A 20,575-nucleotide genomic window follows, 5' to 3' on the forward strand; every position below is an offset into this window, starting at 1 on the left:
TATATCCTAAAAGAATATGTGCTATGCATTACTGCCAACTGCATTGATCGCAGCCTCCAGAGCGATCGCCACATGAGTCCAATGAGTCCCCCCCTGGCAATAAACTACATACGGCTCACGCAAAGGCCCATCTGCCGATAATTCCAAGGTACTCCCTTCAATAAATGTCCCCCCAGCCATGACTACCTTGCTCTCATACCCCGGCATTTCATCTGGAACAGGGTCAAGATAGGAACCTATGGGAGAATGCTGTTGTATGGCTTTACAGAAAGCAATTAGCTTTTCGGCTGAACCAAGTTTAATTGCTTGAATTACATCCCCACGGGGAGCCAGGGGAGCAGGATTCACTGGATAACCGAGTTTATCAAATACATAACCAGTTAAGTACGTCCCTTTTATCGCCTCTCCTACCATTTGCGGAGCCAGAAATAAGCCTTGGAACAGTAAGCGATTTTGGTCAAAAGTAGCACCGCCATAACTACCGATACCAGGAGCAGTAAGGCGACAGGCGGCTGCTTCTACTAAATCGGCGCGACCGGCGACATAACCGCCAGCGCTGACAATAGTGCCACCAGGATTTTTAATCAATGACCCTGCAATTAAATCAGCACCTACAGATATAGGTTCCTTAGTTTCAATAAATTCGCCGTAGCAATTATCCACAAAGCAAACGGTGTTCGGGTTTTGCTGTTTGACTAAGTGGACGATTTTTTCAATATCAGCAATTGATAAACTAGGACGCCAAGAATAGCCACAAGAACGCTGAATTAACACTAAACGAGTGTTTTCAGCCACATTAATACTTAAAGATTGCCAATCTATAGTTCCTTCGGAGGTTAGCTCTAATTGGCGGTAATTTATGCCAAACTCGATTAGAGAGCCTTGACCTTGACCCCGTAAACCAATGACTTCTTCAAGCGTATCGTAGGGAGAACCGACCACTGCTAACATTTCATCTCCAGGACGGAGAACACCAAACAAAGCACAAGCGATCGCATGAGTTCCCGAAACGAACTGCACTCGCACCGCAGCAGCTTCGGCACCCATAACTTCGGCAAAAACTTTATCTAAAGTTTCTCGTCCTAAATCATCGTGACCATAGCCACTTACACCAGCAAAGTGGTGTGCGCCTACACGGTGATTACGAAAGGCATCCAGCACTCGTTTTAGATTATGCTTGACCTGAGCGTCAATACCAGAAAAAATTTCTAATAGTGCCTGTTCTGCTTGCCGCAGCTGTTCTAAGCTGTTCATCAGTTCCTCGTTCAAAAAAAATTAAATTATAGATATGCGGATTTTTAGATCGCGCAGACTAGGCTGGAAAATTAAAATTCAGGTTACTGCATGACAATTGCTACCTCAACTAAACCTCAAATTAACTGGGTCAATACCCTGTTTTTCATTGGACTGCACATTGGCGCTTTATTTGCCTTTGTTCCTGGTAACTTTAGCTGGACGGCAGTTGGTGTAGGTTTATTGCTGTACTGGGTAACAGGTGGTTTAGGAGTTACTCTAGGATTTCACCGCCTTGTTACTCATCGCAGTTTTCAAACTCCCAAGTGGCTAGAGTATCTCCTGGTTTTCTTTGGGACACTTTCGTGTCAAGGAGGTCCAATTGAGTGGATTGGGACACATCGCATTCATCATTTAAACTCTGATACTGATGCCGATCCCCATGATTCTAATAAAGGCTTCTGGTGGAGCCACATGGATTGGCTGATTCACTACTGTCCCGCTCATGCTGATGTTCCTCGTTTCACCAAAGACATTGCCGAAGACCCAGTTTATCAGTTTTTAGAAAAATATTTCATTTTGATCCAGGTTGCTCTAGGCGTATTGCTTTTGCTTCTGGGTGGCTGGTCATTTGTTGTCTGGGGAATTTTTGTTCGCATTGTCTGGGTTTACCACTGCACTTGGTTGGTGAACAGCGCGACTCATAAATTTGGCTATCGTAGTTATGATTCTAGTGATAGATCGACTAATTGCTGGTGGGTAGCCTTACTAGTTTTCGGTGAAGGCTGGCATAATAACCATCATGCTTTTCAATACTCAGCTCGTCATGGGCTGGAATGGTGGGAAATCGATTTAACCTGGATCACAGTTCAATTGCTACAAGCAGTTGGTCTGGCTACTAATGTAAAGTTGGCCCCAACAAAAGTTAGTTAGGAGAGATGCGACGCCAGTTGCTACAACGGGGAGCCACTCCGTTGGGCGGGCAATGCCCGACTTGAAGGAAGTGGCGTGGAAACCCCCCTTCGGGTTCGGGGGTTCGCAATCGACGGGAACCGCCAAGACTGCGACCCCCTCACCGCAACGCGCTGGCTCATTAATCGCGTTTGTACAGGAGTTAGGATGTGTAACATTTTTAATTGATCGCTTCTAACTCCTAACTTTTCAAAAAGCTATTTACTTACGGGTGCGCTTGTGTCGGTTAGGTTGCTATAATCCGAAGCGCTAATGTGAAGAATTTTTACGGCAAGTTACTTTTTGGTGACTTGGTGGAGGAGTTTGTTGTTTTTTAGGTGTCCATGACTACATCAATAATTAATAGCCAGAAACTAAGTGACGAGCCTAGTAATTCCGACTTCCGGCTCAAAGATATTGTCAAAACCCTACCACGGGAATGTTTTCAGCAGAACCGTCGCAAAGCTTGGACACAAGTCCTGCTGAGTGTCTTGGCAGTCGCTTTGGGCTATTACAGCCTGATTATCACTCCTTGGTTTCTCTTGCCCCTAGCTTGGATTTTTACGGGCACTGCTTTAACAGGTTTTTTTGTAATTGGCCATGATTGTGGTCACAGGTCATTTGCCAAACGTCGTTGGGTAAATGATTTGGTGGGGCACTTTTTCATGACGCCGTTAATTTATCCTTTTCACAGTTGGCGCATTAAGCATAATTACCACCATACTCATACCAACAAGCTGGATGAGGACAACGCTTGGCATCCAATTAGACCAGAAGTGTTTGAAAGTTGGGATAAAACCCGACAGTCTGCTTTTGAACTGTTCATGCGTAAACGCTTCTGGTGGGTAGGTTCCATTGGACATTGGGCTGTAGTGCATTTTGATTGGCGGAACTTTAAAACCAAAGACCAATCTAGTATCAAGCTGTCTGTGGCTGTAGTAGTTGCGTTTGCAGCGATCGCTTTCCCGATTCTCATCGCCATAACTGGTATCTGGGGCTTTGTCAAATTTTGGCTAGTGCCCTGGATGATTTACCATTTTTGGATGAGTACTTTTACTATTGTTCACCACACTGCCGCAGATGTTCCTTTTACGACAGCGAACAAGTGGAACGAAGCTGTAGCACAGCTATCTGGAACTATTCATTGTGATTATCCGCGTTGGGTAGAAATCCTGTGCCACGATATCAATGTTCATGTCCCTCATCATATTTCCACTGCTATTCCTTCTTATAATTTGCGGTTAGCTTACAGCAGCATCAAAGAAAATTGGGAGCCTTATTTACATGATGAGTATCAGTTTTCTTGGCCTTTAATGAAACAGATTACAGACCAATGTCAACTATACACAACTGATGTTGGCTATAAGACTTTCGACGAATATTATACAGAGCAATAAATAGCACTGTGACTACACTGACGCTCTTGAACCACCAACGAGAGCGTTTATCATGCTGTGTCTAAATAGAATTTGGCGACTTTTTACTAACTAAAAATTGTTAAGTAAATTGCCAAAAATTATCTTCTTTGCTGTTAGCGATCGCTAGTTTCGTGGGCATCCTAGAGGTGAGATAATTTTGTCTCAAATAAAGTTCCGATTTATATCCAACAAAAGAATCCAGTGCAATCAAATCTCGTCACGTTCAATAATCCTGCTGGCTGCAAAACGTCTGAGGATTCCACTAAATTACCTTTCACTCTTCAAGATTTAAAAGCTGCAATCCCTGCGGAATGTTTTCAGCCCAATGTGACAAAATCACTTTTTTACTTTTTTCGTGACATCTTGATTATCGGTCTGCTTTATGCAGTAGCTAATTACCTAGATTCTTGGCTTTTCTTCCCGATTTTCTGGCTAATGCAAGGAACGATGTTTTGGGCTTTGTTTGTAGTCGGACATGACTGCGGACACCAATCTTTTTCTAAGCATAAATGGCTCAATGATTTGATTGGACATCTTTCTCACACACCAATACTTGTTCCTTATCATGGTTGGCGAATCAGCCATAGAACCCATCACAAAAATACTGGCAATATTGATAACGATGAAAGCTGGTATCCTGTGACAGAATCACAATATAAGGATATGCCTTTAGCACAAAAAATAGGCCGATATTATGTTTTTCTATTGGCTTATCCTGTGTATTTGTTTAAGCGTTCTCCTAATAAAGAAGGCTCTCACTTCTTGCCCAGCAGTCCGCTTTTCAAAGCATCAGAAAAATGGGATGTCATCACTAGTACTGTACTTTTGATTGGCATGGTAGGTCTGCTGGGTTTCCTCACCTACCAATGGGGTTGGATGTGGTTGCTGAAATATTATGCTGTGCCCTACCTTGTGTTCATAATTTGGCTAGATTTGGTGACATTCTTGCACCACACTGAGCCAGAGCTTCCTTGGTATCGGGGAGAAGATTGGACTTTCCTGAAAGGCGCAATTTCTAGTATTGACCGTGATTATGGTTTGGTTAATCATATCCATCACGATATCGGTACTCATGTTGCTCACCATATATTTCTTAACATACCTCACTACAATTTGCTGAAGGCAACTGAGGCAATAAAACCAGTGATGGGTGAGTATTTCCACAAATCGGAAGAACCGATTTGGAAGTCATTATGGGAGTCATGTATCAGCTGTCATTTTGTACCTGATACTGGTAGTAAAGTTTACTACACATCCAACAACAAATTAGCTAAAGACTAAAGCCAATTTCAAAGTCCCTCTCCCAAGCTTGGGAGAGGGATTTTGATTCATGCAAGAAGTCTAATAACTATAAGCTGTCTTGCTTTTGATATTGTTCACCATGATGGTTACAGCCACCCTAATGATTATGGTGATGATGATTATGATCGTGACCGTGGGAGCAGTTTTGCAAATCTTGCTTCATCAGGCTTTGGCTGATTTCCTGCAAAGAATCATCCACAGGCTTTAAGCCAATCCAAGCATCAATCTTTTCTACATCGAATCCTACCTCGCGGCGCTCGCCTATTTCTAACAAAGGACGGCGAATCAACAGTGGCTCTTTCAGCATCAACTGCAAAGCGGTTTGGGCATCAGTTTTTTCAGGAACTATTTCACCAGATTTTATCTTGGGGGAGGAAAGATTAAACCATTCGGCAACGGGGCGATCGCCAAAAAATGAACGCAACTGCTCAACTGTCCAAGGTTCTGTTAACAGATTGTATGGGATCACCTCATGTCCAGCAGCTGTTAGTAAAACTTTTTGCTTAGTACCACCTTTACAGCCTGGTTTGCTATAGAAAATTACTCTTGCCATTTTAACTACCTCTTAGTGGAATACAATTCGTTTTTGGGGGCGCATAGCTGCGCGCCCCTATCAGATGGTGCTAAAAGTTTTTAGCACTATATTTAACCGGATCAAACTCAAATCTTTCATTCGGATCGGTTTCGCCGTAGACATTAAAAGTCACGGTTGGTTCATCACCCATTGCTTCTACACAGTGAATTGCATCGGGAGTAAAGCTGATAATATCCCCTGGAAATAGAGTTAACTCTCCCGTTTGTTCAATTTTGTCCTGAAATTCTGGGCTATGGGTGCGTTGCCAAAAAGTGTTTTTTTCCTGACCTTTTAACACCGCTACTATTCCCCATGTCCCATGATTATGAATGGTTGATCGGGTTCCCGGTGCAAATGTTACTGTTTGCACTGTCAACGGAAAACCCAATTCATCGTATAGGAGCGAAACAGAGGTTCCCGTTTTGGGCGAAGGCTCTAAATATTGACTTCGCACCCAGTAAGAATTTACTATCAAGCGCCTTACGAGCATCTGAAGTTCTGGTAGACGACTGGCTTGGTCGTCAACGCTATTGAGAACATCTTCCACCTCAGTTAAAAACCGATAAAGGCGGTAATTTTCTCTCAATAAATCCCATGCTCTCACAGATTTACAGGCTTGATACTGACCGTCCCCCGTTAGCAGCCAATCCTTACCTTTCATAACTTTTAAATTGATAGCCGATAAGATTGGAGGACAACGATTGGAGATACATTAGGAAGACTGCCTACGTCAACTTTAGTCGGTACGTTAAGAGGAGGAATGATAGAGTTACTATTAGTACCCGCTCCCAAGAGGGAGTAAGAGGAATACGATGTAGTAGATAACCAATTGTTCATGATTGTTCACCTTGATTCTTGACTAATTAATCATCTTCTTCTGCTGGACGTGTCAAAATATCTAGGAGAATTCCGGCTCCGAAATCATTCTTTTCGTCTATTTCTTTGACTTTGGCGCTGATTTCTTTTGCTTGCTCAATTTCACCTAAATTTGCTAGGACTAATCCAGAAGCGGCATAAGCATTTAAGTACAATCGGATTTGTGGGTCTTCTTTGCGATTGACTAATATCGGCTTAAGTTGCTCCCAGTCATCAGGAAGTTTCTCTCGTTCTTTAATTTTATCTAATAATTTAACTGTTGTTTGCAAAGCAAGAGAATAATTATTTTTATAATAGAAATATCTATATGCTGCTACCAAGACATCTGTATTTTCACCAGTTTCGGCTAAAGCTTGTTGAATATACTTTTCCGATTCTGATGTATTCTCCCAGTTTTGTGCAGCTAAAACTAATAAATTTTTGATATCCTCTGGAACCTGGAACCATGAAAATTGGTTTGTACTAGCTTGCATAATCTACTCCTAGATAGTTAGGAGTTAGGAGTTAGGAGTTGGAAGTTGTAAATCATGAGTTAGAAGTTATAAACTCTTAACTCCTCACTTCTCACTCCTGACTCCTAACTTTTGTTAAAACAAAGTGAGAATGTACACCAAGGTGAATAATACAATCCAAATAATATCTACGAAGTGCCAGTAAATTTCTGTCATTTCGATGAAAGTATGATTGGTTGCAGAATATTCACCGGAAAGACGCGATCGCCACAATACACGTAATATCAATAACAGTCCCACAAAAACGTGCAAACCGTGGAACCCAGTCATGATATAAAAGCAATTAGCGAAGACGTTGGTAGTCAGTCCGTATCCTAATGTTGAGTACTCATAAACCTGACCACCTAAAAAAATTGCACCCATGATTGCAGTAATTCCATACCACAGTTGCATTCCCTTGACATCATTCTTTTTAATCGCCGTATCACCGAAGTGAATAACGAAACTACTAGACACCAGAATAATGGTGTTAATCGTCGGTACAAGTAGTTCTACTTCACTCCCTTCTGGAGGCCAAACGGCTGTAGTACCTCTAAAAAACAAGTAGGTGGCAAAAAATCCTCCAAACATTAGGGATTCAGAGGCGAGGAACGTCAACAGTCCCCAAACTCTCAAATCTGGATGTTCTTCGTGTCCTGCACTGTGATCTTCGCTTGTGGTTGTAGCTATAGTCATAGATTTTTTGACAATATTATCTGCTGCGTCTGTTGTGGAAGCTTGAATGAAGAATGAAGTCTGAAGCGGCAAAATTTTCATTCTTCATCCAAAATCCTTGTTTAATTCAACTCTTCACTTGTTCAACAATTTTCAAAATTCCAAGTTCCGAGTTCTGAAGCTGAAGTTCCGAGTTCTGAAGCTCAAGTTTCGAGTTCTGAAGCTGAAGTTCCGAGTTCTGAAGCTGAAGTTCCGAGTTCTGAAGCTGAAGTTCCGAGTTCTAATATCATGTCCGCTAGATTACTTATTAAACCTGAAGAACCCCACCCCGCCAAAGCTATGCTTTGTCTCCCCTCCCCGCCTGCGGGGAGGGGCTGGGGGTGGGGTCAATGACTGTGGAAATCATAACTAATTATACGGACATGATATAAGCTTGAAGTTCCGAGTTCTGAAGCTCAAGTTTCAAGTTCTCAAATCAAATGACTAGAAATTGCAGTCACCTTAATAGCGATCGCACTACTAACTTTACTACCTAAGCACTAGCTTCCGGCGTTGCAGATGGCTGTACTTCTGTACTATGACCATGACCGTAGTCATAAGGCCCATGAGTCACAACCGGCAACACTTCCCAGTTTTCAATTGCAGGTGGTGAGCTAGTTGTCCATTCTAAAGTCAAAGCTTGCCAAGGATTATCACCAGCCAAAGGCCCCTTCTGCCAACTATAAATAATGTTGATCGCAAAGGGAATTACCGATATCCCCAAAACAATTGAACCATAGGTACAAATTTTATTGAGGTCGATAAATTGGGGGTCATACATTGCCACTCGTCGCGGCATTCCTTGCAAACCCAACTCGTGCATAGGTAAAAAGGTGAGATTTGTGCCGATGAAGGTGAGGGCGAAATGAATGCGACCCCAAGTTTCATTCAGCATTCGTCCGGTCATTTTGGGGAACCAGTGATAAATACCGGCATAAATGCCAAACACGGAACCGCCAAACAGAACGTAATGGAAATGTCCGACTACATAATATGTGTCGTGGACGTGAACATCAAAAGGTGCTGTTCCCATCGTCACACCACTTAAACCACCCATGACAAACATGGACAACAAGCCAATGGCGAAAAGCATCGCACCTGTGAAGCGGATTTTACCACCCCAAAGGGTAGCAACCCAGGCAAAAATCTTCACGCCCGTGGGAACTGCAACTATGAGCGTGGAGATGGTGAAGAACATCCGCATCCAACCGGGTGTTCCACTGGTAAACATGTGGTGTACCCAGACGAACAAACCCACAACGCAGATGGCTACACTAGAGTAAGCGATCGCTTTATAACCAAAGATTGGCTTGCGGGAGTGAACTGGAATTACCTCTGACATGATGCCGAAAATGGGCAGAATCATTAAATATACTGCCGGGTGAGAATAAAACCAGAATAAGTGTTGATAAATTACAACGTTACCGCCTGCATCTGGTTTAAAGAAGGAAGTACCAAAGTTGAGGTCAAACAACAGCAGAATTAAACCGGCTGCTAATACAGGTGTGGAGAGAAGTGCTAGCAGGGAGGTTGCCAAGATTGCCCAGCAAAACAAGGGCACTTGATCCCATTTCATGCTAGGAACCTTCATCAACAAAATGGTGATCACAAAGTTCAGCGAACCCAAAATTGAAGAAGTTCCTACCAAAACGATCGCAAGTATCCACATAGTTTGAGCGATTGGTGCTGTAACCAAGCTCAAGGGCGGATAAGCTGTCCAACCAGATTGTGAACCGCCAAAAATGAAACTACCTAAAATGAGCGCACCTGCTGGGGGATTTAACCAAAAGGCGACCGCATTCAGCTTCGGGAAAGCCATATCCCTAGCACCGACCATCAACGGCACCAAATAGTTACCAAATCCCCCAATGGCGCTAGGGACAATCCACAGGAAGATCATAATCGTCCCGTGATTAGTCATGAAAGCGTTATACAGATTGGGGTCGAGTACGTCTGCTTCTGGTGTTGCTAATTCGACACGCAGAGCGATCGCCATCAGTCCGCCGATGAGATAGAACACGAACGCCGTTACTAGGTATTGAATACCAATAACCTTGTGGTCAACATTAAATGTAAAATAGTCTTGCCATTTCCACGCCTTCGGATGAGAGGTGTGGCTAGCCACCATTTCCGGTTTCTTTCCTTCTGGTGGAGTATTCCGTGGAAATTCTACCTGCGTCATATTTTTTACCACTATGCCGAGTGTAAGGTCAAACGTCTCTACTTTTGACCAATAACTACTGACTCTAAAGTTGCTGCACTAATTCCCATATCATGGGTGTGGGGCGCAAGAAACTCTGATGTTGATAAGTCGGCTGGATTAACTGCAACGACTTGATTGAGGTTTTGCTTTTGAGCAATCTGGTTTTCTGTGCGCCAGCTTTTATAGTCTTCTGGTGTGTGGACAATTACCTCTGTCCGCATTGAACCGTGATAACCACCGCATAACTCAGCACAAACTACGGGATATGTACCTGGTTTAGTGGCGACAAATCGTAGTTCAGTCGGGATACCAGGAAGTGCATCTTGTTTCAGGCGGAAGTTTGGTACCCAGAATGAGTGAATTACATCTTGTGCAGAAAGGTTGAGTTGCACATCAGCACCAACGGGAATGTGCAATTCCCCAGAGGTAATGCCACTATCAGGGTAGTTAAATAACCAGGCGTATTGTATCCCTTTGACATCAACAACTAAATCGGCTGGTTTGTTTAGAGTTTGAGGAGACGCACCGATACCAATTGTTGGGGCAATTGCTGGGGCAGTTGTTGCTTGGGAGGTATCGCTTAATGTAGCAGCGATCGCACTCCCTGGCATCTGAGCAACATGAGCTGCTGAATGAGGATGACCCGCAGGATCAAAGCCTCCCATTCGGTTAAAAACATCTACACTGTAGATGCCCAAGAGGAGGACAATCACTGTTGGAATTGCTGTCCAAAAGACTTCTAAGGGCAAATTACCTTCTATTGGCACGCCATCGGTATCGTCACCCCGACGCTGACGAAACTGAATCAAAAAAACTACAATTGTTCCTTCTACCACCAAGAAGAGTGCGATCGCAATGGTAAACATGACGTTGAAAAAACCGTCTACCAAAGGCGCTTGTAACGATGCCTGCACCGGCATGAGAGTGTGGTTTTGACCAATCCAAATGCTGATTGCTGTAACTACTATCCCAGCAACCAGAGTCCATAGTGAAACAGGAACTTGTTCCATACATGCTACCTGCTTTGTAAACCGGGTTTAGAGGTGTTATTTTCTGAGCATTGGGCATTGGGCACTGGGCATTGGGCATTGTTACCTATTCCCCATTCCTTATTCCCTATTTCCTTTTCACTTATTAACTTTCTAACGTGCAGCCATAAAAAATGGGGGAAACTTCCAGATTTTTTCCATATCTTTCCCCCAAAAAATGACAAATTATATTTCAACTCATACCACAAAGTTAGCCCCCTGCTTTCAGAAAAGCTAGTTGTTCCAAGAGGGCACTGTTAGACCTAATATTGATTAGGCTATATTAGCAGCAAGTTTAAATTTGTTAATAGCTAACATTCTGCGATTTACGGATTTGTTTACTGTGAACTTTTTATTAGTTCTAGTAAATATTTAGTATTCCCCTCTAGTTACCTTGCCTAGCGCATTTGCGCTTTATTCAAACAGTGCCTCCTTCGACGAACAACAATTTTGACTAACTCTAAAAACCTTAATTATTTAAAGTAACGTGGCTGTAGCAGTTTTTCGGACAGATCCGTGAACAAGCTTCACAACCAATACAGTTTTCTGGAGAAGTAACTGCCATTACTTTCCGTTCAATTTCTTCATCATCTTCATCTTCCACAAATTCACCTTCTTCATTGAGTGCCTTCAACCCCAGCACATTGTATCCGCATACTTTAACACATCTGCCACAACCGATACATTTATCCTTGTCGATTTCTTGAGCGAATTTTGGTGTCCATGCCTTACCGCCAAATGTCAAACCTGTTAGTTGTGCCATGAATAAATCCTCAGCAATTTTGCCTGTCAATCTGTTTGTGCATTAATCATCATATTATCCTAATCTTTTATTTTTTTATATTCAAAAATTACTTTTTTCACATCAATTTTCGATGACTTTGAACACAATACTAAATTGTTTTTATTTCAAGTTATAGATAAAGTTTATTGCAAATAATTCTTATGAATATTTAGTATTCCTCGTTCCCCTGCTTTGGAAATGCATTCACCGAGTCTCTGACTCAATATCTGACTGGAGACAGCAGCCCACAATCGGACATTTCCATACGAGCATAAATAAAAAGTTGAGGATTTGAAACCTATATAGGTGAGTAAAGCCTCATATATATATGGTTTATAACTGCCGATTTAACTATTATTTACAGCAAATGCAACTATATCTATAAGAGTAATGATATTTTTTTGCAAATATTTGTAGACTTGGGCAAATAAATTTCTACAAACAGTATACATATATACCAAAGTGAATGTTTATCAGTTACATTTTGATATATGCAATATGTATTTTAGAAAGCAACAATTTTCAATTTAGTTTGATTTAAATATTTAGATAAATGATGATAAAAGAAATATTCTTATTTCATCTGAATAAACATAATTAATTTATAAAGGAACTGTAAAGTTTATGGCAGAATATTATCATGCCTTAAATATTAAAATTATTAACAAATTAGAGCAAGTTCAATTGTCGGAGGCTTAAACATTTCCTAAAAATACTTTGTATAAGGTTTTCTAGTCAAAGCTAAAATGTTCATCAAGTACCTAATTAAATAAATGCTAAGATTTTTTCCTAAGCTCAATACGAACAAACTAATCATATTTTTCATGAAATGTATAGTTAATAAGAAGTTTTATTAGGCTATTTTTTAAGCATTAAATAGCTTGTAATTAGATACAAATTTAACAAGTGGATGTGGGAATTGAACCTGGTGAGAAAAGATTATTCTCACTAGAAAGAGAATGTGGTAGCGAGTCATAAATAAACAGGACTCATCCAGGGGAGACCTGAGCCAGACATCTCAACGATTAGAGTGGGAAAAGAGCCAAATGCCTTATACAATTCCTAACAACAGTTGCGTTGGATGTGACAACTGCCGCCCCCAATGTCCTACGGGTGCAATCAGGATAGAGGACAATGAATACTGGGTTGATCCTGGTCTTTGTAATAATTGTGAGGGCTATTATTCAGAACCGCAATGTGTAATAGCTTGTCCAACTAATTCTCCTATTCCTTGGCAGGCGAAAAAGGGAAGATGCAAAGTTGAACCAAGAGATGCTAGCAGCTTAGACTTGTTTTCTAATGGCAAGAATAATCCATTTGCTTCAGCGATCGCAATTTGGGAAGCTTGTAATGTATTAGCGCAGCGCACATCCCTACACTGGGAAACCGATGAAGAAGGCTACATCAGTTACAGCCGACAAGTCAATCAAGGACGAGGTGCGATCGCTTTTCATATCCAAGATCCCTTCAAAGTCAACGACAAGGCCACAGATATAGCAGCAATTGAGGGGCTTGACATTAGAGCCGCTTGCATACATCTAATTTTTGCAGCTTATGCCACAGCTTTAGAGCAACCTTGGGAGCAAGAATTTGCGATCGATGAGCGACAAATTGAGAAATATTTGGGGATGGAGAAACGCAAAGACTTGAGCAAAGCTGCCAAGCTGGCTTTAATGAAAAATATCGTTCAGCAAGCTTGCTCCCTGATTATCTCCATTGACTGGCCCCAACAAGGTCGAATTAATGGATTCTCTGTTGTCGAAAGCCGTTTATGGCACTTAGTAGATATTCAGCACCACTTCCAAGAAGACAATCTTGGATGCAAATATCTGATTGGGCTAACTTTTAAAGTAAAAGCAGGCTTATGGGCACAATATTTCTTAAACAAACAAGCATGTAAAGAGCGAACCGCATTCTATCAATACGGCAGTCTTCCTAAAACACTGCTAACCACAGTCATGAGTATTTGGCAGCAACATGAAGGTGCAGTTCGACTAATGCTGTGGTTGCTGTTTAAAACTAAAATGGGCAAAGAACAACGCATCACCATCCCTACCTTGCTGCGTATTGCTTATGGTGAAGAAAAAGTCGCCCTTGCATCCAGGCAACGGGAAGAACGCAAACGTTTGCTGCGAACTTTTGAAAGTGATTTGGAAATTCTCAATCACTATGGAATGAAACCGCTTTTCGATCCAGTTACTTACCCACCAGAAATCCAACCTTTATGGGCAAAGTTAATTGATCTTCCCGAAGATCCAGATGAAGCATTAGAATTTTGGACTAATGACGGTGGTGCTGAAACTCGTCTCACAGACACAGGCCCCCGTGGTAAATGGAATCTGCTAATGAATGCGCGGATTTTGGCTTTTGAACTCCCGCCAGAATGGGAACAGCAAATCTCAGAATCAGAAAAAAAGAAAACAAGAACTGCTAAAGCCAAAAAGAAGCCCAAAGCGACAAACGATTTGCTAGGCGAACAGATTTTGCAGGCGCGAAAAAATTTGAATTTTTCCCAAAGAGAATTGGCAAAACTCACAGGTAAAAGCCAAAGCTGGATTCGAGATATCGAGAATGGTCGTTTAAAAGCTAAATTAGAAGACCAAGTACTGTTACGAAAAGTCTTAAATATGGCTTCATCTTGATTCAGAATTTAGAATTTAAACGCAGCGGAACGCAGAGATTTTATTACGAATTTGTGCAGCGTTATATTAAATACAGCATTTAATTAATTCGTAGCGAACTAGATTTAATAATACTCTGCCTTCCTCTGTGCTTCCCTTTGCGTGACGGCAGTCGCTACAACGGGGAGGCAGCGCGGTCTTGGGGGTTCCCCCCATGAGCGACTGCCGTGGGAACCCCCGCAACACGCTGCCTCCCCTCTGCGTTTAAAAACTCTCCACTTCTATGTACTATAACTCATTACCTTACTAGAGGTAATCCAAAAACTACCGACAGCATATTTAGTAACTACCAATTCTCGTGTAGCATTGCATGAACTCTTCAGTTGTTGAGTCTTGGTTTCATCTTTCACAAGTTTAGCCTGGTAAGTGTAAAGAGAACCACAAGGTTGTTCAAAACTAAGTTCAGCTAAGATAGTACTATTGTCTAAACTTTGCTCTAAAATTTTGCCTGCAACTTTGTAATTAAACCAATCCCATCCCTTACAGAGGATTAACTCTCTTTCCAAAACCTGAAGTGCAGCAGGCAGAATTCCCCAGCCTCGATAGACTTTATGTAAGCATTGAATATCACCACTACGAGTCAAAATCGATCTAAATGAATCTTGATCGAGACGACCATAGTATCTTCCTTCTGGCAAGTCTATAACTGTTGGTGCAAAGCGATGTCCACCAAAGTGCGATGATTTCCAAATTCGCACATTATCTAAGCACAAATCAGCATTACTCGCTGTCACATGGAAGTAAAAAGGAGCGCCATATCTCGCACAACATTTATCATGGCTACCGTGGGTACAAACTAAAATATCTCTAGTTGTAGTAGTTTCTACTTCAAGATTAGAACCGATACCCCATATCCATTTTCGGACAACTTCTGCTACTTGCTCAATATTTGCTAGCTTAAACTCTTGCTTACGGTATCCATTACTTAGTCCCTCTTCTTTTTGATAAATCAAAAGCGTAGTGTGATTTACCTTGTGTGATACATCATTAGCAATTAAGAGAAATCTAATCGGCAGTTTAGCACGCTTCACTTCTTCTACCAAAATCCTCAAATTCTGGGGTACCCATTTGGAGTTAAAGGCTTCTGATATCCAAGGTAAAGGACACTCAACTAAAATATAAGTTTGATAATTGGTGGCACTACCAATAACGTCTTCTCCTACTTGCCGTGAATCATCAGAACAAAAAAAAGTATTCATCTCGCTGTACTCATTAGCATATTTTATGGACAAAAGGTATTACAAAATACAATTGTGTTCTTAGCTACAATATCCTTAGCTCAAGGAGATAAAAAAGAACAATATTCATTTCCAAGTTAAAACTAGGTAGCCACTTTATAACATCATTATTGATCGAGGTCTTTCCGGTTAATAAATTCTCCACAATAGAGATAAACAGTGTCAAGATAGATTTTTCCGTATCAGTGGCGTTAATTTTGTATCTAGTTTTATTGTTATTTGGTATTTCATAAATTTTAATTTGCGGAAACTCAGTTTTTCTGAACTTGGTTTCTTTGGCAAAATCAAATATATTAAACCTGTTATATAGATGCAGAGCGACTTGGAGAGTTACCGACGATTAACTTGCTTACAATATCAATGTAGCTGATACTACAATCAAAAATATTCTTAGCAACAATCTAGTTGTTTAAAGTTTTGCTGAAATAATCTACATAGCTAGTTACAGTTCCTGTTTTTAGACATAAAAATATAATTTTGAGCTGATATTGTGAGAAATATATTCCTAAAGGTAGATGCGGAAACATTTAATAAACAGTGAGCGCTTTGTAAGCCAATACTGTTTTAAGACTTCTTCCACACTATCTGCTTTTAATTTATCTATCGAACAATCATATTGAAAATCATTCTCAATAGCTTAAGAAAATAAAAAAAGTCAAATTAGGGGTAAATGCTTTACTTCCCCGTACTCCATCTGCGATAAGTTAATAATTAAAAGTAGTGACTAATTATTAGCAGCATCACTGAGATTAACATTAACAAATTTGGTATTTAGCGTTTTACCTAATCTAACTTCCCGAAGATAGTGTCAGGGTTTGATGATAGGCATCTGCTTTGACTGTAACTGAAGTCAATAAGAAATGCAAGTATTTAAGAATCTTTATGACTTCTTTATAGTTTGTTGCCTCTAGGACATTGCTTAAATCAAGGTGAACAGGCATTTAATTGTAGAGATATCTTACTATAACAAGTATTGATAGCTTCAATTTAATAGATAAAGTTTTGCAATTGTGACGAATTGTTGCTAGTAAAGGCGCACTTACTAATCCAAATATCTGTAGCTATGGCGATCGCATATTTCTACTTTCATGCAGAATTGAATCATTTTTTACCACGGCATCATAAGCAGGTAAGAATCTCTCATTTGTTTGAGGAAAAAGCCTCAATTAAGGACATGATTGAGTCGTTGGGTGTCCCTCATCCAGAGGTGGATTCTATAAATGTTAATGGTGAATATGTAAATTTTTCTTACATAGTTTCCAATGGAGACACTATCAATGTTTATCCAATTTCAGCTAGGAATGTTATTATACCAAGCGTTTCTGTTCTGCCAAAACCGTTCAGTATTGTCCACTTTGTTTTAGATATTCATTTGGGGAAGCTTGCGACAGCTTTACGACTTTTAGGTTTTGATAGTTTATACTGCAATGACTATGAGGATGAGAAATTAGCGCAAATATCCTACAACCAAGCGCGGATTCTCTTGACTCGTGATAAAGGTCTATTGATGCGTAGTTTGGTAAAGCATGGGTATTATGTTAGAAACACTAACCCTCAACAACAAATCCTAGAAGTACTGCAACGCTTCGATTTGTTTAAATTAATCTCACCATTTAAACGGTGTTTGCGTTGTAATGGATTATTAGAACCTGTAGATAAGCAATCCATTATTGAACAAGTGCCAGAAAAGGTGCGATCGCAGATTGATGAATTCCAGCGTTGCCAGGACTGCGATCGCATTTATTGGAAAGGTTCACATTATGAACGATTACAACAGTTTATTGATGGCGTAATTAACTCACAAAGAGATGAGTAACTATTTACCCAGCTGAAATATTCCCACTGATTATTTGACTACCCCCGATTCTGGGATCTTCATCTTCACGATTCAAATCATCAGGAGTGGGGTTTTGCTTACTCTCTCCACTAACTTCTTCTGGTTCAATGGGATCTGCCTCTTGAGCTTTATCGACATCAAGAGAAGTAGGAGGTTCTTTGGCGTGAGAGAAATCGATAAGTGGATTGGGTTGATCGGTAGTCATGAGTTATTAAATAATAGTGTAGTTTTTTCTAGTGTTAAATGTATCTTGAGCGCAAACATCTTTCTGAAGAAAGAAACTACCTTGTGTGAAGGTGTAAGAAAAGGTGAGTGAATGACATTAATTTTAGCTCTCGATTTTGGCGGAACTAAGCTGGCGGCAGCAACAGTAAATATCGGTTCGAGAAAGTGGTTGCGTTATGAACGTCGTTTCTCACCAGTAGGTGCAGATGCTAGCACTGATTTGGAAATTATGCGATCGCTGATTTACTCTCTGCTGCAAGACACAAAACCTGCTGCGATCGGTGTCAGCTTTGGCGGCCCAGTTGACGCTTCTACGGGGACGGTGCGACTATCTCATCATGTCGCTGGATGGGAAAATATTCCTCTCAAAAGGTTGTTAGAGGAGGAGTTTGACGTTTCTGTTGGTGTAGATAATGATGCCAATGTTGCGGCTTTGGGTGAACATCGCTTTGGTGCGGGACAGGGATACGATAGCCTGTTTTATATAACTGTCAGTACTGGCGTGGGTGGTGGTTGGATACTCAATGGCCAGCCTTGGCGGGGTGCTGGTGGGATGGCTGGGGAAATTGGGCACATCGTTGTCGATCCTGCTGGGCCAGTTTGTTTGTGTGGTAAGCAGGGATGTCTGGAACGTTTAGCTTCAGGGCCTTATATGGCGCAAAATGTTAGGGAGATTTTGGAAAACGAACCGCAGAGGCGCAAAGGACTCAGAGATGGAGAGATTTTGAGGGGTTTGGTGGGGAATAATTTAACGTTGTTGACGGGACAGTTGGTAAGTGAAGCTGCGGCGGCTGGGGATGATTTGGCGAAGGAAGTTTTGCACAAGGCTGCTTGGGCGCTGGGTGTGGGTATTGGCAATGTAGCGAATTTGATGAATCCGCAGCGCTTTGTGTTGGGAGGCGGGGTGACGAAGGCGGGGGAGGATTTTTGGCGGGTGGTGCGTCAGGTGGCGCGGGAGACGGCTTTGCCAGAAGTTGATTTTGAAATTGTGCCGGCGGTACTGGGAGATGATGCGCCGTTGTGGGGGGCGGTGGCGATCGCTTCTATAACAATCCCGAATTTGTAAATGAGTGAGGCGTAGAGCGTGTGCAAACAGAATTAGTTATTTTTGACTGTGATGGAGTGTTAGTAGACAGCGAGGGATTAGGCAATCGCGTTCTTGTAGAATTTGTCGCTGAGTTTGGACTTGCAATGAAACTTGAAGAAGCCATTTTGTTATTTAAGGGTTGCAAAATGGCTGATTGTGTTGCTGTCATTGAGCAAAGACTTGGAAAAAAGATGCCGCAAGATTTTGTAAATCAGTTTCGTACTCGTACCGCTCAAGCATTCGAGCGTGAACTACTTGCTGTAGAAGGAATAGAAGCAGCTTTAGACAAGATTAATCTACCTATTTGCGTTGCTTCCAGTGGCCCACCGGAAAAAATTAAGTTAGCTTTGCGTGTAACTAACCTACTGCCTCGATTTGAAGGACGTATCTTTAGTTCATATGAAATTGGAAGTTGGAAGCCAGCACCTGACTTATTCTTACATGCTGCTAAAAATATGGGAATTCAAGCTGCATTCTGTACGGTTGTCGAAGATAGCGTTTTGGGTGTACGTGCAGGTGTTGCCGCTGGTATGAGAGTTTTAGGTTACACCGAGCAAAGTGAGGCTACTCTACTTGAGGCATGTGGAGCGCGTGTCTTTTACTCCATGTACCAACTGCCTTCTTTGTTGTCACACCATTAGATGGGAAGTTCACAGCATTTTCTAACGTTTGAGTCATAATATTTTTCACTATCGCAGTTAGTGTTCACGAAATTTATCTCATTTCTGTCCTAAGTCAAAACCAAATTATCTCGATGAATCACGGTTTCTGCACCGGCATAACCTAAAATTGTGAAAATTTCTCGTGAATGACGCCCACAAATTTTTTGCAATTCATCGCTGTTGTAATTTACAAGTCCTCTAGCAATTTCGTTACCATTGCTGTCACATAATTGCACTGCGTCCTGTGTGCAAAACTCTCCTTCTACCGCCTTAATTCCAGCTGCTAATAACGATTTTCCTGCTAGAGAAATTGCCGCGATCGCACCTTCATCTAAATACAATTTACCCGCAGGTACAAGTCCGTAAGCTATCCAACGTTTACGCGCCGAAGTTGGTTCAGGTTGCGGTTCAAAATGTGTACCAATAAGTTCGCCTTGGATAATTTTTTCGATATTCCGGGGAAATCGCCCTTGGGTAATTACAGTCCGCACTCCCGCAGCGATCGCAATCCTCGCAGCCGAAATTTTTGTCACCATCCCACCAGTACCCCACCGAGAACCTTGGGAACCTGTTTGTATTTGTAATTGAGCTAATTCTTTAATGCTACTAACTAAAGCGATCGGCCGCGCATCTGGTACAGAACGGGGATCGGCTGAGTACAGCCTATCGACATCAGTAAGTAAAAATAGCCAATCTGCTTTTACTAAGCTGGCAACCAATGCTGAAAGAGTGTCATTATCACCAAATTTTAGTTCGTCTATTGCTACGGTATCATTTTCATTTACTATGGGAATCACTCCAAGTCCCAATAGTTCTTGAAAAGTGTTGTAGACGTTGAGATAGCGACTGCGCTGTACTAAGTCACTGCGTGTCAATAATACTTGAGCAATTGCCTGTTGCAAAGTAGTAAATAAATCATCATATATCCGAATTAACCTGCCTTGTCCAACTGCTGCTACAGCCTGTTTGAGTGCGATCGCTTTCGGACGTTCAGTTAAACCCAACCGCGCACAACCCACGCCCACAGCGCCAGAAGAAACCAAAATCACCCGATGTCCTTGGCGTCTTAAATGGCAGAGTGTTTCCGCCAACGTCGCGATGGTAGAAAGTGCTAATTGTCCCGTTTCTGGTTGAGTTAGGCTAGAAGTGCCGATTTTGACAACAATTGTTTTAGTCATATCATGTTCGCATAATCGCTTATGATAAAAGTCAAGAGTGCATCTATGAACTATGCCGAAACGGATCAATATAGCGACACATTTAAATATTTC

The 20,575-nt window shown here is 41.5% G+C and carries 18 protein-coding genes; 7 read left to right on the plus strand and 11 right to left on the minus strand.

The genetic code is table 11. The features are described from left to right. Positions 1–21 precede the first annotated feature (21 nt). Entirely contained in the window at positions 22–1,254 is a 1,233-nt protein-coding gene (locus V7K60_RS20760; protein ID WP_334927895.1) for a methionine gamma-lyase family protein, read from the minus strand. Between the two features lie 90 nt (positions 1,255–1,344). On the opposite strand from V7K60_RS20760, the gene V7K60_RS20765 reads away from it, so the two are divergent. The 3 genes from V7K60_RS20765 to V7K60_RS20775 all read left to right on the plus strand — a co-directional run bounded on the left by V7K60_RS20765 (position 1,345) and on the right by V7K60_RS20775 (position 4,883). Beyond that, a complete protein-coding gene (locus V7K60_RS20765) occupies positions 1,345–2,166 on the plus strand; it encodes an acyl-CoA desaturase (RefSeq protein ID WP_334927897.1) in 822 nt (273 codons plus the stop codon). Between the two features lie 362 nt (positions 2,167–2,528). Then, a complete protein-coding gene (locus V7K60_RS20770; protein WP_334927899.1) occupies positions 2,529–3,581 on the plus strand; it encodes a fatty acid desaturase in 1,053 nt (350 codons plus the stop codon). 222 nt (positions 3,582–3,803) lie between these two features. Next, entirely contained in the window at positions 3,804–4,883 is a 1,080-nt protein-coding gene (locus tag V7K60_RS20775; protein WP_334927901.1) for a fatty acid desaturase, read from the plus strand. Positions 4,884–5,001: 118 nt separating this feature from the next. Here V7K60_RS20775 and V7K60_RS20780 read toward each other — a convergent pair whose 3' ends face one another. The 7 genes from V7K60_RS20780 to fdxB form a co-directional block, all read right to left on the minus strand. Further along, positions 5,002–5,457: an ArsC/Spx/MgsR family protein gene (locus V7K60_RS20780; RefSeq protein WP_334927903.1), complete on the minus strand. Its 456-nt coding sequence runs from the start codon at positions 5,455–5,457 to the stop codon at positions 5,002–5,004. Positions 5,458–5,527: 70 nt separating this feature from the next. Beyond that, the gene (locus V7K60_RS20785; RefSeq protein ID WP_334927905.1) at positions 5,528–6,139 is read right to left on the minus strand and encodes a cupin; all 612 of its coding nucleotides are present in this window, start codon (positions 6,137–6,139) and stop codon (positions 5,528–5,530) included. Between the two features lie 202 nt (positions 6,140–6,341). After that, the gene (locus V7K60_RS20790; protein WP_334927907.1) at positions 6,342–6,827 is read right to left on the minus strand and encodes a hypothetical protein; all 486 of its coding nucleotides are present in this window, start codon (positions 6,825–6,827) and stop codon (positions 6,342–6,344) included. Positions 6,828–6,941: 114 nt separating this feature from the next. Further along, positions 6,942–7,541, minus strand: coding sequence for a cytochrome c oxidase subunit 3 (locus V7K60_RS20795; RefSeq protein ID WP_334927925.1), 600 nt, complete (start codon positions 7,539–7,541; stop codon positions 6,942–6,944). 511 nt (positions 7,542–8,052) lie between these two features. Further along, positions 8,053–9,741 (minus strand): cytochrome c oxidase subunit I, encoded by a 1,689-nt coding sequence (ctaD, locus tag V7K60_RS20800; RefSeq protein ID WP_334927909.1) that lies wholly within the window; start codon positions 9,739–9,741, stop codon positions 8,053–8,055. A gap of 38 nt (positions 9,742–9,779) precedes the next feature. Beyond that, a complete protein-coding gene (locus V7K60_RS20805; protein WP_334927911.1) occupies positions 9,780–10,772 on the minus strand; it encodes a cytochrome c oxidase subunit II in 993 nt (330 codons plus the stop codon). A 487-nt stretch (positions 10,773–11,259) separates the two neighbouring features. Continuing rightward, positions 11,260–11,553: a ferredoxin III, nif-specific gene (fdxB, locus tag V7K60_RS20810; RefSeq protein WP_334815048.1), complete on the minus strand. Its 294-nt coding sequence runs from the start codon at positions 11,551–11,553 to the stop codon at positions 11,260–11,262. A 1,067-nt stretch (positions 11,554–12,620) separates the two neighbouring features. Between fdxB and V7K60_RS20815 the strand changes: the two genes are divergently transcribed. Then, the gene (locus V7K60_RS20815; protein WP_334927913.1) at positions 12,621–14,216 is read left to right on the plus strand and encodes a helix-turn-helix domain-containing protein; all 1,596 of its coding nucleotides are present in this window, start codon (positions 12,621–12,623) and stop codon (positions 14,214–14,216) included. Positions 14,217–14,476: 260 nt separating this feature from the next. On the opposite strand, the gene V7K60_RS20820 is transcribed toward V7K60_RS20815, so the two are convergent. After that, complete coding sequence (locus tag V7K60_RS20820) at positions 14,477–15,454, minus strand: sucrase ferredoxin (protein WP_334927915.1); 978 nt, start codon at positions 15,452–15,454, stop codon at positions 14,477–14,479. Between the two features lie 1,102 nt (positions 15,455–16,556). On the opposite strand from V7K60_RS20820, the gene V7K60_RS20825 reads away from it, so the two are divergent. Next, positions 16,557–17,309: a Mut7-C RNAse domain-containing protein gene (locus V7K60_RS20825; protein WP_334927926.1), complete on the plus strand. Its 753-nt coding sequence runs from the start codon at positions 16,557–16,559 to the stop codon at positions 17,307–17,309. Between the two features lie 4 nt (positions 17,310–17,313). On the opposite strand, the gene V7K60_RS20830 is transcribed toward V7K60_RS20825, so the two are convergent. Then, on the minus strand, positions 17,314–17,535 hold the full coding sequence (locus V7K60_RS20830; RefSeq protein WP_334927917.1) for a hypothetical protein: 222 nt from the start codon (positions 17,533–17,535) through the stop codon (positions 17,314–17,316). 111 nt (positions 17,536–17,646) lie between these two features. On the opposite strand from V7K60_RS20830, the gene V7K60_RS20835 reads away from it, so the two are divergent. Beyond that, complete coding sequence (locus tag V7K60_RS20835; protein WP_334927918.1) at positions 17,647–18,621, plus strand: ROK family protein; 975 nt, start codon at positions 17,647–17,649, stop codon at positions 18,619–18,621. Between the two features lie 20 nt (positions 18,622–18,641). Continuing rightward, positions 18,642–19,283 (plus strand): HAD family hydrolase, encoded by a 642-nt coding sequence (locus V7K60_RS20840; RefSeq protein WP_334927920.1) that lies wholly within the window; start codon positions 18,642–18,644, stop codon positions 19,281–19,283. Positions 19,284–19,372: 89 nt separating this feature from the next. On the opposite strand, the gene proB is transcribed toward V7K60_RS20840, so the two are convergent. Next, the gene (proB, locus tag V7K60_RS20845; RefSeq protein WP_334927928.1) at positions 19,373–20,482 is read right to left on the minus strand and encodes a glutamate 5-kinase; all 1,110 of its coding nucleotides are present in this window, start codon (positions 20,480–20,482) and stop codon (positions 19,373–19,375) included. Positions 20,483–20,575: the final 93 nt, after the last annotated feature.

It is taken from the genome of Nostoc sp., assembly GCF_036917555.1.
GTDB lineage: Bacteria > Cyanobacteriota > Cyanobacteriia > Cyanobacteriales > Nostocaceae > Nostoc.